We start from the raw sequence: 14,399 nt of genomic DNA, 5'->3' as shown, positions 1-14,399 counted from the left end.
TCACAGTAAATGTGATTTGTTACATCAAAAAAACAGGGTGTTTTATTCTGTGAGTTTCTTCGCCAGTTTACGTCCGAGAGATTCCAGAATATAGATAACGGGAATTTGCGTGGTGATATCGTAGACGCCTGCAATACGCGTCTGAGGAACATGCCAGGAGAGATTAAAGTCCGCCAGTTTTGCGAGACGCGAGTGCTCGTGGCTGGTTATCGAGAGCACCTTGCAGTGATGCAGGCTGAACTGGCTGGCGAAGCGCAGGATCTCCTCGGTCTCGCCCGAGACGGAAAGCACAATCGCCAGCGCATTTTTCGCCATATCATTGGTGACCGGGAAATAAGGATCATCAATATGATTACTGAATTTCCCGATATTAGAAAAGAAGCGTGCGCCATATTTTGCCAGCGAACCCGATGTTCCGGCACCGACAAATATAATTCGCTCTGACGATAAAATAATATCAACCGCCTTATCTAATAACGCATCGAACTCTTCATTATTCACGCTTTTAAAAAAGCTGATAATTTCGCTGGCACCGAAGTTTGCCTGCTGGGGCTCGTTCTGTTCAAGATAAAGCTTAAAGCGCACGCGGAATTCAGAATAGCCTTCGCAGTTAAGCTTGCGGCAAAAGCGCAGGATGGTGGTGGTTGAGACGTCTGCCGCATCCGCCAGCTCGCGGATGGTCATGTACATCACTTTGTCACGATTTTTTATGACATAGTTGTAGACCATCATCTCCAGGTTATTGAGACTGGCAATGGCGGAATGGGAGAACATGCTCACAATGGCTACACTCACTCATCAGACTTTTCTTCAGGGAATAATAACATGCAGCCAAACGACATCACTTTTTTTCAGCGTTTTCAGGACGACATTCTGGCCGGACGTAAAACCATAACTATCCGGGATAAAAGTGAATCCCATTTCAAAACCGGCGATATCCTGCGGGTGGGGCGTTATGAGGATGATGGTTATTTTTGCACCATCGAAGTAACGGGAACGTCAACCGTTACGTTCGATACATTGACGCAAAAACATGCTGAACAGGAGAACATGACCCTGGATGCATTGAAAAACGTGATCTCAGAGATCTACCCCAGGCAGAACCAGTTTTATGTGATTGATTTTAAATGCTTATAATTAAAATCGAAACGCATGTTCGCTGAAATTAAAGTGTAACTGTCTGATTGTAATTTAGAAACGTTATGTTTAACTTTATTTTGGCTAACAGGTGTTCACTGGAATCATTCTCAGTTAGCATAGTTATACGATGAATAATCATCTTTTGTTTTCCCGGAGTTTTGTATGGTGAGTAGACCATTAATCGCACAGGGATATTCGCTGGCTGAGGAAGTAGCCAACAGCATCAGCCACGGCATTGGCCTGGTGTTTGGGATTGTCGGTTTAGTGTTATTGCTGGTGCAGGCGGTGGACGCCAATGCCAGCGCGATGGCCATTACCAGCTACAGCCTTTATGGCGGGAGTATGATCCTGCTGTTCCTGGCCTCGACGCTATATCACGCGATCCCGCATCAGCGGGCCAAGATGTGGCTCAAGAAATTTGACCACTGTGCTATCTATCTTCTGATTGCAGGCACCTACACACCGTTTTTGCTGGTGGGGCTCAACTCACCGCTGTCGCGTGGCCTGATGATTGTTATCTGGAGCCTGGCACTGCTGGGGATCCTGTTTAAGCTGACCATCGCGCACCGGTTTAAGGTGCTGTCACTGGTCACCTATCTGACAATGGGCTGGCTGTCGCTGATTGTGGTGTATCAACTGGCGGTCAAACTGTCGGTAGGGGGCGTGACGCTTCTGGCCTTAGGCGGCGTGGTGTACTCGCTCGGCGTGATTTTCTACGTCTGCAAGCGCATCCCGTACAACCATGCCATCTGGCACGGCTTTGTGCTCGGCGGCAGCGTATGCCACTTTTTGGCGATCTATTTGTACGTGGGGCAGGTGTAGTTTTTAAACCGTGCGGGCGGTTGCCCTCACCCCGGCCCTCTCCCACAGGGAGAGGGAGGGCACCTGGATACGATTACTCTTCTAACGAATACGGCAGCGGCTCGATGCTCAGCGTGTTCGCATCGTCACGCACGCGGAACATGCTGTCGGCTTCCATGTCGTTGTTCATGACGGCCTGTACCAAAAGACGTCCATCATCCAGCTGTACGGCGGCTAACACGGTGCCGGTGCGGCGCCAGTTATCACCCATCTTCAGCTCTAAGTCTTCACCCGCTTCAGGTACACGGCTGGCATGGCCCGCCAGCGTCCACAGCGCTCGTTTGTTAGCTCCGCGGAATTTTGCACGCGCCACCATCTCCTGGCCGGTATAACAGCCCTTTTTAAAGCTGATACCCCCCAGCGCCTGCAGGTTCGTTGCCTGAGGAATAAACTGCGCGCTGTTTGCTGCGTCAATCACCGGCAGACCCGCTTCGATGTTCAGCGCCAGCCACTGCTGACTATTGTTGAGCTGCGCTTCGCCGCGCAGCGCTTCGGTCACGCGTTCGGCCGTTGCCGCATCCGTGACTAACAGGAAACGCTCCGCAGGGTGTTCAAACCACAGGATGGAGGTCGCGCCTTCGCTGACCACCTGCTTTTCTGCGTCCGGCAGTTCGCTGAAGAGATTTTTCAACGCCGCTCGCGCCTGGAAACCGGCCACGCCCAGCAGGACATGTTCGTCGTCCGGGGCGATAGTGACTTTGGAAAAGACCGCGTACTTCTTCAGCTCTTTGAGCTGGGCCTCTTGCAGGCTGCGGCGCTCAATAAAGGCAAAGCCGTCCTGACGGCGGAAGAGGCGCAGGTTGCTCCACATTTTACCTTTTGGGTCGCAATGCGCGGCCAGCAGGTGCTGGTGTTCGGTCATCTGGCTGACGTCGGCGGTCACCTGGCCCTGCAGGTATTTTTCGGCGTCGGCACCGGTGAGCGTTGCCAGCGCCCAGTCATCAAGAGAAATAAGCGTCAGCGGCAGACGCGCAGAGGCGGCGGGCTGGCGAGGAGAAAATGGTGTAAATGCCATAACGATATCCTGAATTGCTTAACGCTTTGATAATGCCTAATGGTAAAAGAGCCTGCAGGCAATGCAAGCGCTTTCAACAGACCATTTGTGCCATAAACCGGTTATGCGTAGCGCTACGCAAAATAATGTAATCCGCTGTCTTTGTAGGGATTATTCTGGAAGCCTGCTCGGCGATCGCAATATTCCAGTAATGAAACGGTCAAAAACACGTTACACTAGCTGGTGTCCCCGTAGAGAAATAAAGAACACTGAACGGGGTACCGACTGTGCCAAACGTAATGCAGGAAACTGAACATGGATATTAACAACAAGGCCCGTATTCACTGGGCGTGCCGTCGCGGCATGCGTGAACTTGATATTTCCATCATGCCTTTCTTTGAATATGAGTATGACAGCTTAAGCGATGATGATAAGCGTCTGTTTGTTCGCCTGCTTGAGTCTGACGATCCGGATTTATTCAACTGGCTGATGAACCACGGCAAACCCGCCGACACCGAGTTGCAACGGATGGTGCAATTAATTCAAACACGGAATCGGGAACGTGGTCCTGTGGCAATCTGATCTTCGCGTCTCGTGGCGCTCGCAGTGGATGTCTTTATTGCTCCACGGCCTGGTTGCGGCCTTTGTTTTACTGATGCCGTGGCCGCTGAGCTATACGCCGCTGTGGCTGCTGTTACTGTCGTTTGTCGTTTTTGACAGCGTACGCAGCCAGCGTCGCATTAATGCCCGTCAGGGAGAGATTAAATTACTGATGGATTCCCGCCTGCGCTGGCAGGGTAAAGAGTGGGATATTCTCGGTATGCCCTGGATGCTCAACTACGGCATGATGTTACGGTTACGCAAGGTGGACGGCGGGCGTTGCCAGCATCTGTGGCTGGCGGCTGACAGTATGGATGCTGCCGAGTGGCGAGACCTGCGCCGGATGCTGTTGCAACAGACGACGCAGGGGTAATGCGCGTTAGCTAAACTTTTCAGCCATTTCGCCCAGAATCTGCTCGCACCAGCTTTGCAGGCGCTCATCGCTGAGATCGTACTGGTTGGTTTCATCCAGCGCGAGTCCTACAAACAATTCGCCGTCGGCGATAATCGGTTTTTTACTGGTGAACTCGTAACCTTCGGTTGGCCAGTAGCCGATAAACGACACGCCTTTCGGCGCCAGCTTGTCATGCAGCATGCCGAGCGCGTCCAGGAACCATTCCCCGTAACCCACCTGATCCCCCATGCCGTACATGGCAATGATTTTGCCGTCGAGGTTGAGCGTATCGAGCTGGTCCCAGATAGCTTCCCAGTCTTCCTGTATCTCGCCGAAATCCCATGTCGGGATGCCGAGGATCAGCACGTCATACTGCTCCATCAGCGTAAGCGCGTCATCTTTCAGGTTATGCAACGTCACCAGTTCCGGGCCAATGATGTCGCGAATTTTCTCTGCCGCCATTTCGGTGTAGCAGGTGCTGGAACCATAGAACAGACCAATATTCATCGCGTAACTATCTCAATACTTGCTTTGACTTTGCGCATAGTGTACCAGAAACCGGTCGCAATCAGGCATAATGGCCTGACTGCAAAATCAAAGGGGCTGATGTGGAAAAGGATCTCGCACTGATCGAACAGTTTCTCGACGCGCTCTGGCTGGAGAAAAATCTGGCCGAGAATACCCTTAGCGCCTACCGTCGCGATCTCACCATGCTGGTGGAATGGCTTGCGCACCGGGGGTTATCCCTTGCGAGCGCGCAGCGTGACGACCTGCAGGCGCTGCTGGGGGAACGTATCGCAGGGGGCTACAAAGCTACCAGTTCCGCGCGTTTGCTCAGCGCCATGCGTCGGCTGTTCCAGCACCTCTACCGTGAGAAGATCCGCGAAGACGATCCCAGCGCGCTGCTGGCATCTCCTAAGCTCCCGCAGCGGCTGCCGAAAGATCTCAGCGAAGCACAAGTTGAGAGATTATTACAGTCACCGGCTGTTGACCTGCCGCTGGAGCTACGCGATAAAGCCATGCTTGAGCTATTGTATGCTACCGGCTTGCGCGTTTCGGAACTGGTTGGTCTGACGATGAGCGACATCAGCCTGCGTCAGGGCGTAGTGCGCGTCATTGGTAAAGGAAATAAGGAAAGGCTGGTTCCGCTGGGTGAAGAGGCGGTTTACTGGCTGGAAACGTACCTGGAGCACGGTCGTCCGTGGCTGCTAAATGGTACTTCTATCGACGTCCTGTTTCCGAGCCAGCGCGCCCAGCAGATGACGCGGCAAACGTTCTGGCATCGCATCAAGCATTACGCCACACTGGCGGGTATCGACAGTGAAAAGCTTTCGCCGCACGTATTGCGTCACGCCTTCGCGACGCATCTGTTAAACCACGGCGCTGATTTACGCGTGGTGCAGATGCTGCTGGGCCACAGCGATCTTTCCACGACTCAAATTTACACCCATGTCGCGACGGAACGCCTGCGGCAGCTACACCAACAGCACCACCCTCGTGCGTGAGTGCCGACGAATTGTAACAGGATCACATATGAAAAAGACTTTCGCGCTGTTCACCCTGCTGGCAGCCTCATTTACCGGTTTCGCCCATGCGGACGACGCCGCCATCAAACAGTCGCTGGCTAAGCTTGGCGTCACCGGTAGCGATATTCAGCCTGCACCGGTTGCCGGCATGAAAACGGTACTCACCAACAGCGGCGTGCTGTACGTCACCGAAGACGGCAAACACATTATTCAGGGGCCAATGTACGACGTGAGCGGCGCGCAGCCGGTGAACGTCACCAACCAGCTGCTGATGAAAAACCTGAACGCGCTCGAAAAAGAGATGATCGTCTATAAAGCGGCGCAGGAAAAACACGTCATTACCGTCTTCACCGACATCACCTGCGGCTACTGCCACAAGCTGCATGAAGAGATGAAAGACTACAACGCGCTGGGCATCACCGTGCGTTACCTGGCCTTCCCGCGCGCGGGCGTGCAGAGCCAGCCAGAGCAGGACATGAAGGCGATCTGGTGTGCGAAAGACCGCAACAAAGCGTTTGATGACGCGATGAACGGCAAAGGCGTTAAGCCAGCCTCCTGCGACATTGATATCGCTAACCACTACGCGCTCGGCGTGCAGTTTGGCGTGAGCGGTACGCCTGCGATTGTCCTGAGCAACGGCTATGTCGTTCCGGGCTATCAGGGACCAAAAGAGATGAAAGAGTTCCTCGACGCGCACCAGAAACAGTTTGGTGGTAAATAATCCGCGTGAAAGCCCCAATAAAATTGCGCCGCCGCGAGGCGGTTGAACCCGTTGATTTACCGGACGATCTCCCGGCACTGCTTAAGCGCCTCTACGCCAGCCGCGGCGTGCGTCGCGCTGAGGATCTTGAACGCAGCGTAAAAGGGATGCTGCCCTGGCAGCAGCTGAGCGGTATCGAAAAAGCCACCGAAATGCTCTACAACGCGCTTCGAGAGGGAACGCGGATTGTGGTGGTAGGGGATTTCGACGCCGACGGCGCAACCAGCACCGCGCTGAGCGTGCTCAGCCTGCGCGCGCTGGGCTGCGATAACGTCACGTATCTGGTACCGAACCGTTTTGAAGACGGCTATGGCCTCAGCCCGGAAGTGGTCGATCAGGCCCACGCCCGTGGTGCACAGATGATCATGACCGTCGATAACGGGATCTCTTCCCATGCGGGCGTCGATCATGCTCACGCGTTGGGGATCCCGGTGCTGGTCACCGATCACCACCTGCCGGGCGAAACGCTGCCGGATGCGGAAGCGATTATTAACCCCAACCTGCGCGACTGCGATTTTCCATCAAAATCACTTGCAGGCGTGGGCGTAGCGTTTTATCTGATGCTGGCGTTACGTACCCTGCTGCGCGATAAGGGCTGGTTCGACTCCCGCGGTATTGCCGTACCGAATCTGGCCGAATATCTCGATCTGGTGGCGCTGGGCACCGTCGCGGACGTGGTACCGCTCGATACTAATAACCGCATTTTGACCTGGCAGGGCTTAAGCCGCATTCGGGCGGGCAAGTGCCGTCCAGGGATCAAGGCGCTGCTGGAAATCGCCAACCGCGACCCGCTCAAGCTGGCGGCAAGCGATTTGGGCTTTGCCCTTGGGCCGCGCCTGAACGCGGCAGGAAGGCTGGACGATATGTCCGTTGGCGTCGCGCTGCTGCTGTGCGACAACATCGGTGAAGCGCGCGTGCTGGCCAACGAGCTGGACGCGCTGAACCAGACCCGTAAAGAGATTGAGCAGGGGATGCAGGCCGAAGCGCTGACCCTGTGCGAAAAGCTTGAGCGTAGCGGCGATACGCTGCCGGGCGGCCTGGCGATGTACCATCCCGAGTGGCATCAGGGCGTGGTGGGCATTCTGGCGTCGCGTATTAAAGAACGTTTCCACCGGCCGGTGATCGCGTTCGCCCCCGCGGGTGATGGCACGCTGAAAGGCTCTGGCCGCTCAATCCAGGGGCTGCACATGCGCGATGCGCTGGAGCGTCTCGATACGCTGTATCCGGGTCTGATGATCAAGTTCGGCGGCCATGCGATGGCGGCAGGCCTGTCTCTGGAAGAGGCGAAATTCGACGAGTTTCAGCGTCTGTTTGGTGAACTGGTCACCGACTGGATTGATCCGGCCCTGCTGCAGGGGGAAGTGGTGTCCGATGGCGAGCTTTCACCGCTTGAAATGACGATGGACGTGGCGCAAATGCTCCGCGATGCCGGTCCGTGGGGACAGATGTTCCCGGAACCGCTGTTCGACGGGCGTTTCCGCCTGCTGCAGCAGCGCATCGTCGGCGAACGTCATCTGAAAGTGATGGTCGAGCCCGTGGGCGGGGGACCGCTGCTGGACGGCATTGCCTTCAACGTCGATACCTCCATCTGGCCGGACAACGGCGTGCGCGAGGTCGAACTGGCGTACAAACTGGACATCAACGAGTTTCGCGGTAACCGCACCCTGCAGATCATCATCGACAATATCTGGCCAATTTAGCGGCAGTAATCTCTATAAAAAAGGGCGTGGATTCGGTACAATCCCGCTCTTATCACCGCATTTTGACAAGTCCATAAAAGAAAACAGACCATGTTTGAAATTAATCCGGTAAAAAACCGTATTCAGGACCTCACGGAGCGCTCTGACGTTCTTAGGGGGTATCTTTGACTACGATGCCAAGAAAGAGCGTCTTGAAGAAGTAAACGCCGAGCTGGAACAGCCGGACGTCTGGAACGAACCTGAACGCGCACAGGCGCTGGGTAAAGAGCGTTCCTCTCTCGAAGCTATCGTAGATACGCTGGATCAAATGGCCCAGGGGCTGGAAGATGTTTCCGGTTTGCTGGAGCTGGCCGTCGAAGCCGACGACGAAGAAACCTTTAACGAAGCCGTGGCAGAACTCGACGTGCTGGAAGAGAAGCTGGCGCAGCTGGAATTCCGTCGTATGTTCTCCGGCGAATACGACAGCGCTGACTGCTATCTCGATATTCAGGCAGGTTCTGGCGGCACCGAAGCGCAGGACTGGGCCAGCATGCTGACGCGCATGTACCTGCGTTGGGCAGAAGCGCGCGGCTTCAAAACCGAAATTATCGAAGAGTCTGAAGGTGAAGTGGCCGGTATTAAATCCGTGACCATCAAGATTATCGGTGATTACGCCTACGGCTGGCTGCGTACCGAAACCGGCGTTCACCGCCTGGTGCGTAAGAGCCCGTTCGACTCCGGTGGCCGTCGTCATACCTCCTTCAGCTCCGCGTTTGTTTATCCGGAAGTTGATGAAGATATTGATATCGAAATTAACCCGGCGGACCTGCGTATCGACGTTTATCGCGCATCCGGCGCGGGTGGCCAGCACGTTAACCGTACGGAATCAGCGGTGCGTATTACCCACATTCCAACCGGGCTGGTAACACAGTGCCAGAACGACCGTTCCCAGCATAAGAACAAAGACCAGGCCATGAAGCAGATGAAAGCAAAGCTTTATGAGCTGGAGATGCAGAAGAAAAATGCTGAGAAACAGGCGATGGAAGACAACAAGTCCGACATCGGCTGGGGCAGCCAGATCCGTTCTTACGTCCTTGATGACTCCCGCATCAAAGACCTGCGTACCGGGGTTGAAACCCGCAATACGCAGGCGGTGCTGGACGGCAGCCTGGACCAATTTATCGAAGCAAGTTTGAAAGCAGGGTTATGAGGAACCAACATGTCTGAACAACAAGCACAGGGCGCTGACGCGGTAGTCGATCTTAACAACGAACTGAAAACTCGCCGCGAGAAGCTGGCAGCGCTGCGCGAGCAGGGCGTGCCGTTCCCGAACGATTTTCGTCGTGACCATACCTCAGACCAACTGCACGCTGACTTCGACGCTAAAGAGAACGAAGAGCTGGAAGCGCTGAACGTTGAAGTGGCCGTTGCAGGCCGCATGATGACCCGTCGTATCATGGGCAAAGCCTCCTTCGTGACCTTGCAGGACGTGGGCGGCCGTATTCAGCTGTACGTTTCCCGTGACGACCTGCCGGAAGGCATCTACAACGAGCAGTTCAAGAAGTGGGACCTGGGCGATATCCTGGGCGCGAAAGGTAAACTGTTCAAAACCAAGACCGGTGAACTGTCTATCCACTGCACCGAGCTGCGTCTGCTGACCAAAGCCCTGCGCCCGCTGCCGGACAAATTCCACGGCCTGCAGGATCAGGAAGCGCGCTATCGTCAGCGCTACCTGGATCTCATCTCTAACGATGAATCCCGTAAGACCTTCAAAATTCGCTCTCAGATCATGGCCGGTATCCGCCAGTTCATGGTGAACCGCGACTTTATGGAAGTGGAAACCCCAATGATGCAGGTGATCCCTGGCGGCGCGTCTGCGCGTCCGTTCATCACCCATCACAACGCCCTGGACCTGGACATGTACCTGCGTATCGCGCCGGAACTGTACCTGAAGCGTCTGGTGGTCGGTGGTTTCGACCGCGTGTTCGAAATCAACCGTAACTTCCGTAACGAAGGTATCTCCGTTCGTCATAACCCAGAGTTCACCATGATGGAACTCTATATGGCGTATGCGGATTACAAAGATTTGATCGAGCTGACCGAATCCCTGTTCCGCACCCTGGCGCAGGACATTCTGGGTACCACCCAGGTCCCTTACGGTGAAGAAGTCTTCGACTTCGGCAAGCCGTTTGAAAAACTGACCATGCGCGAAGCGATCAAGAAGTACCGTCCGGAAACCAACATGGCGGATCTGGATAACTTCGATTCTGCGAAAGCGATCGCTGAAAGCATCGGTATCAAGGTTGAGAAGAGCTGGGGTCTGGGCCGTATCGTGACCGAGATCTTCGAAGAAGTGGCCGAAGCGCACCTGATTCAGCCGACCTTCATTACCGAGTATCCGGCTGAAGTCTCTCCGCTGGCGCGTCGTAATGACGAGAATCCGGAGATCACTGATCGCTTCGAATTCTTCATCGGCGGCCGCGAAATCGGCAACGGCTTTAGCGAGCTGAACGATGCGGAAGACCAGGCTCAGCGCTTCCAGGATCAGGTTGACGCGAAAGCGGCAGGCGACGACGAAGCGATGTTCTTCGACGAAGACTACGTGACCGCGCTGGAACACGGTCTGCCACCAACGGCGGGTCTGGGGATTGGTATCGACCGTATGGTGATGCTGTTCACCAACAGCCACACCATCCGCGACGTGATCCTGTTCCCGGCGATGCGCCCGGTGAAATAAGGCGTTAAGATGTAAAAAAAGCCCCGAAAGGGGCTTTTTTATTGCGCCGCGAAGGCTTTGAGTTTTTCGCGGGCGGTCGTCGCTTCCATGACCATCCACGGGCTAAACGCCCAGGGCGTCGCGTCCAGCGCGCGGAATAGCGCGTCCAGTTCAACCCACTGATAGTCCATCACTTCATCTTCGTTTATCGTCACGTCATTGGTGATGCGGGCGGCGAATACCGGGCAAATTTCGTTTTCCACGATCCCGGACGGGTCGGTTTCCCGATAGCGAAATTCAGGGGCGACGGCGGTGATATCGGACAGCTCAGCGCCTACTTCAAAGCGGCAGCGGCGAATTATCGCCTGTATCGTCTCTTCGCCGGACTGCGGGTGGCCGCAGACGGAGTTGGTCCAGACGCCGGGCCAGGCTTTTTTGCTTAAGGCGCGCCGGGTGATCAGACATTCGCCGTTTGCGTTAAAAAGCCAGGAGGAGAAAGCCAGATGCAGCGGGGTATGTAAGGTGTGCGCGGCATATTTTTCCTGAGTGCCAATCACCATTCCCTGGTCGTTTACCAAAATAACGTGTTCTTGAATACTCATTCATGCTCCAGTGCCAAAATGCCGAGTGGTTCAGCACCATCAGCCGGATCATTATACTGCATTCTTATACGAACGGTTTGGCGCGTAGAGCGGAAAAGGGCATGACCCATATTCGTTTTGGCTGTTATCATAGTGCGCCATTCACGCTGACCGAGGATCTGTTTTGTTTGCAGGAAGCCTGACGAGAAACCCCATCACCGCCATTTTTTGCCTGACGATGACGCTATTGCTGGCGGGCTGTTCAGGGAGCAAATCTTCGGATATGGGCAGCTATTCCGGTTCGGTCTATACCGTTAAGCGCGGGGATACGCTGTACCGGATTTCGCGTGCAACGGGAACCAGCGTGAAGGATCTGGCGCGTCTGAATAATCTCTCACCACCCTACACCATCGAGGTGGGGCAGAAGCTGAAGGTTAGCGGCGGATCGTCCTCGGGTAAAAAATCCTCTTCGAAAGGCAAAGCCGCCAAAGTGACGCCGTCCTATCAGGTGCCTCAATCATCCTGGCCGCCGGTCGGTCAGCGCTGCTGGATCTGGCCTGCCAGCGGTAAAGTGGTCGCCCCTTACTCGCTCTCTGAAGGTGGCAATAAGGGTATTGATATCGCGGCTGCACGCGGTACGCCGGTTTATGCCTCCGGAGCCGGGAAGGTGGTTTACGTCGGCAACCAGCTGCGCGGCTACGGTAACCTGATCATGATTAAGCATGGTGAAGACTACATCACGGCCTATGCGCACAACGACACGATGCTGGTCAACAACGGGCAGAACGTCAAAGCCGGGCAGAAGATTGCCACCATGGGCAGCACCGGTACGGATTCGGTGAAGCTGCATTTCCAGATTCGCTATAAGGCGACGGCCATCGATCCGCAGCGTTATCTGCCTGCGCCCGGCAGCAAACCGAAGTGCTAATTGATTATTTAATCGCCGGTTAGTTGTGAAGAGGCTTGTATGAAGGTGCGTAAGGTCTATAATGCCATACGCACCTCAAAGCGGGCGTAGTTCAATGGTAGAACGAGAGCTTCCCAAGCTCTATACGAGGGTTCGATTCCCTTCGCCCGCTCCAGAATTCCCCTAACGTATTCATTCCCCAGTATTTTTATAAATTATACGTAACGGCGCTCGTGATCCTCCTACAAGGAGTTCATACAGCCGATGGCGCAACGTGGTAATCTCTATCGACGTCCTAGCGGGATCTATGTTCTGCGGATAACCGTTCCAGTTCGTTATCGTGCCCTGATAGGGCAGCGTGAAATACATGCATCTACCCGCACAACCCACCTTGCAAATGCTAAGGCAATCGCCACGCGTTTGTTGGATAAGTGGTATGCGTCTCTGGAAGAGTTCAAGCAAGTGGATAAAGAGAAAATTCGGGGAAACGCCCCGTTGTTGGCTGGGGCTGGCAAAATCAGTTTGGCTCTGTTTTGCGAATCATTTGATGTGGGGCTTGAAACGGTTGTTCCGCATCTTTTGGCAGGCAATATTCCGCTGTATGTTTTTGTAGATAGCCAGCGGGGCTTCCTGATTGATGATTTTACTGCCATTGATCGTGACCCTGATACGCATGGCTTTGTTTTAAACGACGTTGCTCATTACGGCAGTGAGGCTATGGTTAACGGCTATATGCAGATTTACATGCCGCTGCATGCCCTCAATGAATTGAAGAAAGGGCTATCAACGCAGATAACTGCATTCAGGGCTAACAACGGTAATCCCCTTGCTCTTTGGTTACTGGACTTGCCCGGGGTTACGGTAGATTCAAGTTCTTTATTTATCAATAATGTGCAGGCTGAAAAGCTGCGTAGCATGTGGGATAAAGCGTTTGCGAAATCTGAGCCTGAATTACCTCCGGTTCCGGCTGTTGTGCCACCGCCACCGCCCCCTCCTTTCATCATCGCTAACCCGTTTTGCAATCCACTACACGCGTCAAAAACGGTTTCAGAAGTGCTGGAGGAGTTCATTGCGTATAAGAACTCAGGGGATCTCAAACTTGCCAGTGAGGAAAAAATCCGGTCGCGAATATCTCATTTTATCGACGTTATGGGAGACTTAACACTTGTTGAGTTAGATCGTAATGTCGTAAAAAAATACGTTGCCAGAATGCAAAGAATGCCCAGTAACTTGTATTTAATGCAACGCCGATACGCTGCCGGAGATTTAGAACAACTCATCGAAAAAGCACTTGATGCTGGCGAGTCGCTCATGACTAAAGATGCAATTGGGCGTCATATGGCATCATTAGGTTCAATGTTAAAGTGGGCCTGTAAAGAAAATTATTTAATTGCCAATCCAGTGGAAAATGTTTTGGCAAAGCGTAAGAAAACTGCACGATCTCAGGATGACCGTTATCAGTTCGACGATGATGAACTGGAACTCATATTCTCTGCATACTGGTTTAAAACTGGCGAAGGTGTGCCGAACAAATTCGGGCGCCATATTGATTTTCGACCTTATCGCTATTGGTTACCCCTATTAGCGTTATATAGCGGCGGGCGAATGAATGAGTTATGCCAACTTTATCTTTCTGATATCCGTATGAGTGAAAATGGTGTTGCGTATCTGGACTTCAATTTAGATTCACCGGATAAAGTTATGGACACTGAAGCTGAAGCGGATAAATCGCTGAAAACGCTCAATGCGTTGAGACAGGTTCCCATTCATCCAAGGCTGATTGAGCTTGGCTTTCTTGAATACGTTAAAGCTTTGAAAGCTGATGGACAGGAACGTGTTTTTCCAGAGTTAATCTTCAATAAAATTAAAGGTTATCGTGGTTATGCGTCAAAATGGTTCAATGAACTTTATTTTGGCAAGAAGCTTGGATTTGACCGTAATGGGAAAAAGGTTTTTCACTCATTCCGCCATAACTATGTGAATAGCCTCGACCGACTGGAGTTAAGTGAACGGATGATCGCCCAACTTGTCGGACATGTTCGAGGAAGCACTACTGCCATGACAACCTATCGTAAAGACAGAGCTGTTGAGGAGCAATTCCACGCAATTTCCGGGCTTAAACACAATTTGCCTGAGATAGCTCCGTTTAATGCTGAGGCGGGACTGAAAGCGATGAAGGATGGGGTTCGAAAACATAAGAAATGATCGCTCACCAGCGCCATAGGAAGCTGTCAGGCGCGT

The 14,399-nt window shown here is 53.5% G+C and carries 15 protein-coding genes and 1 tRNA gene; 12 read left to right on the top strand and 4 right to left on the bottom strand.

The features are described 5' to 3' along the window. Positions 1-42 precede the first annotated feature (42 nt). A complete protein-coding gene (locus SPG90_RS13635; RefSeq protein ID WP_032660101.1) occupies positions 43-774 on the bottom strand; it encodes a MurR/RpiR family transcriptional regulator in 732 nt (243 codons plus the stop codon). Positions 775-825: 51 nt separating this feature from the next. On the opposite strand from SPG90_RS13635, the gene yqfB reads away from it, so the two are divergent. Then, the gene (yqfB, locus tag SPG90_RS13630) at positions 826-1,137 is read left to right on the top strand and encodes a N(4)-acetylcytidine aminohydrolase (protein WP_023309102.1); all 312 of its coding nucleotides are present in this window, start codon (positions 826-828) and stop codon (positions 1,135-1,137) included. A gap of 165 nt (positions 1,138-1,302) precedes the next feature. Continuing rightward, positions 1,303-1,962, top strand: a complete 660-nt coding sequence (gene trhA, locus SPG90_RS13625; RefSeq protein ID WP_023309101.1) for a PAQR family membrane homeostasis protein TrhA — start codon at positions 1,303-1,305, stop codon at positions 1,960-1,962. A 73-nt stretch (positions 1,963-2,035) separates the two neighbouring features. Here the strand turns inward: trhA and ygfZ are convergent, their stop codons facing one another. Beyond that, on the bottom strand, positions 2,036-3,016 hold the full coding sequence (gene ygfZ, locus SPG90_RS13620; RefSeq protein ID WP_045405040.1) for a tRNA-modifying protein YgfZ: 981 nt from the start codon (positions 3,014-3,016) through the stop codon (positions 2,036-2,038). A gap of 294 nt (positions 3,017-3,310) precedes the next feature. Between ygfZ and sdhE the strand changes: the two genes are divergently transcribed. Together sdhE and SPG90_RS13610 are read left to right on the top strand one after the other, a co-directional pair. After that, complete coding sequence (gene sdhE, locus SPG90_RS13615) at positions 3,311-3,577, top strand: FAD assembly factor SdhE (protein WP_010435322.1); 267 nt, start codon at positions 3,311-3,313, stop codon at positions 3,575-3,577. Continuing rightward, positions 3,558-3,968 (top strand): protein YgfX, encoded by a 411-nt coding sequence (locus SPG90_RS13610; RefSeq protein ID WP_045405042.1) that lies wholly within the window; start codon positions 3,558-3,560, stop codon positions 3,966-3,968. The genes sdhE and SPG90_RS13610 overlap by 20 nt, the downstream gene beginning before the upstream one ends. Before the next feature lie 6 nt (positions 3,969-3,974). Here SPG90_RS13610 and fldB read toward each other — a convergent pair whose 3' ends face one another. Then, positions 3,975-4,496 carry a flavodoxin FldB gene (gene fldB, locus SPG90_RS13605; RefSeq protein ID WP_045405044.1) on the bottom strand — a complete coding sequence of 174 codons (522 nt, stop codon included), beginning with the start codon at positions 4,494-4,496 and terminating at the stop codon, positions 3,975-3,977. A gap of 101 nt (positions 4,497-4,597) precedes the next feature. On the opposite strand from fldB, the gene xerD reads away from it, so the two are divergent. From xerD to lysS, 5 genes are all read left to right on the top strand, one after another. Further along, entirely contained in the window at positions 4,598-5,494 is an 897-nt protein-coding gene (xerD, locus tag SPG90_RS13600) for a site-specific tyrosine recombinase XerD (RefSeq protein WP_023309098.1), read from the top strand. 28 nt (positions 5,495-5,522) lie between these two features. Then, positions 5,523-6,236 carry a bifunctional protein-disulfide isomerase/oxidoreductase DsbC gene (gene dsbC, locus SPG90_RS13595; protein WP_023309097.1) on the top strand — a complete coding sequence of 238 codons (714 nt, stop codon included), beginning with the start codon at positions 5,523-5,525 and terminating at the stop codon, positions 6,234-6,236. Between the two features lie 5 nt (positions 6,237-6,241). Next, the gene (recJ, locus tag SPG90_RS13590; protein ID WP_045355605.1) at positions 6,242-7,975 is read left to right on the top strand and encodes a single-stranded-DNA-specific exonuclease RecJ; all 1,734 of its coding nucleotides are present in this window, start codon (positions 6,242-6,244) and stop codon (positions 7,973-7,975) included. Between the two features lie 90 nt (positions 7,976-8,065). Continuing rightward, positions 8,066-9,164 (top strand): peptide chain release factor 2 gene (prfB, locus tag SPG90_RS13585; RefSeq protein ID WP_096059326.1). Its coding sequence is split into 2 segments (ribosomal slippage): positions 8,066-8,140 and positions 8,142-9,164, totalling 1,098 coding nucleotides; the frame shifts between segments, so codons are not numbered across the junction. A 9-nt stretch (positions 9,165-9,173) separates the two neighbouring features. Next, positions 9,174-10,691 carry a lysine--tRNA ligase gene (gene lysS / locus SPG90_RS13580; RefSeq protein ID WP_023309094.1) on the top strand — a complete coding sequence of 506 codons (1,518 nt, stop codon included), beginning with the start codon at positions 9,174-9,176 and terminating at the stop codon, positions 10,689-10,691. Between the two features lie 38 nt (positions 10,692-10,729). On the opposite strand, the gene idi is transcribed toward lysS, so the two are convergent. Beyond that, on the bottom strand, positions 10,730-11,272 hold the full coding sequence (idi, locus tag SPG90_RS13575) for an isopentenyl-diphosphate Delta-isomerase (protein WP_045405048.1): 543 nt from the start codon (positions 11,270-11,272) through the stop codon (positions 10,730-10,732). 163 nt (positions 11,273-11,435) lie between these two features. Between idi and actS the strand changes: the two genes are divergently transcribed. From actS to SPG90_RS13560, 3 genes are all read left to right on the top strand, one after another. Next, complete coding sequence (gene actS, locus SPG90_RS13570; protein WP_274621334.1) at positions 11,436-12,179, top strand: amidase activator ActS; 744 nt, start codon at positions 11,436-11,438, stop codon at positions 12,177-12,179. Between the two features lie 80 nt (positions 12,180-12,259). Then, positions 12,260-12,333: transfer RNA gene (locus tag SPG90_RS13565), tRNA-Gly, on the top strand. An 89-nt stretch (positions 12,334-12,422) separates the two neighbouring features. Beyond that, positions 12,423-14,363, top strand: coding sequence for a site-specific integrase (locus SPG90_RS13560; protein WP_322408193.1), 1,941 nt, complete (start codon positions 12,423-12,425; stop codon positions 14,361-14,363). Positions 14,364-14,399 lie beyond the last annotated feature (36 nt).

It is taken from the genome of Enterobacter sp. D2, assembly GCF_034427575.1.
Lineage (GTDB): Bacteria > Pseudomonadota > Gammaproteobacteria > Enterobacterales > Enterobacteriaceae > Enterobacter > Enterobacter cloacae_M.
The sequence above is the reverse complement of the archived record's forward strand: the minus strand, read 5'-3'. Positions and strand labels throughout refer to the sequence as shown.

Excerpts from the sequence above, each read along its gene's own strand:
- SPG90_RS13635 (WP_032660101.1), bottom strand. The coding sequence starts at position 774 with ATGTTCTCCCATTCCGCCATTGCCAGTCTCAATAACCTGGAGATGATG.
- ygfZ (WP_045405040.1), bottom strand. The coding sequence starts at position 3,016 with ATGGCATTTACACCATTTTCTCCTCGCCAGCCCGCCGCCTCTGCGCGT.
- SPG90_RS13560 (WP_322408193.1), top strand. The coding sequence starts at position 12,423 with ATGGCGCAACGTGGTAATCTCTATCGACGTCCTAGCGGGATCTATGTT.
- lysS (WP_023309094.1), top strand. The coding sequence starts at position 9,174 with ATGTCTGAACAACAAGCACAGGGCGCTGACGCGGTAGTCGATCTTAAC.
- idi (WP_045405048.1), bottom strand. The coding sequence starts at position 11,272 with ATGAGTATTCAAGAACACGTTATTTTGGTAAACGACCAGGGAATGGTG.
- yqfB (WP_023309102.1), top strand. The coding sequence starts at position 826 with ATGCAGCCAAACGACATCACTTTTTTTCAGCGTTTTCAGGACGACATT.
- fldB (WP_045405044.1), bottom strand. The coding sequence starts at position 4,496 with ATGAATATTGGTCTGTTCTATGGTTCCAGCACCTGCTACACCGAAATG.
- dsbC (WP_023309097.1), top strand. The coding sequence starts at position 5,523 with ATGAAAAAGACTTTCGCGCTGTTCACCCTGCTGGCAGCCTCATTTACC.
- trhA (WP_023309101.1), top strand. The coding sequence starts at position 1,303 with ATGGTGAGTAGACCATTAATCGCACAGGGATATTCGCTGGCTGAGGAA.
- sdhE (WP_010435322.1), top strand. The coding sequence starts at position 3,311 with ATGGATATTAACAACAAGGCCCGTATTCACTGGGCGTGCCGTCGCGGC.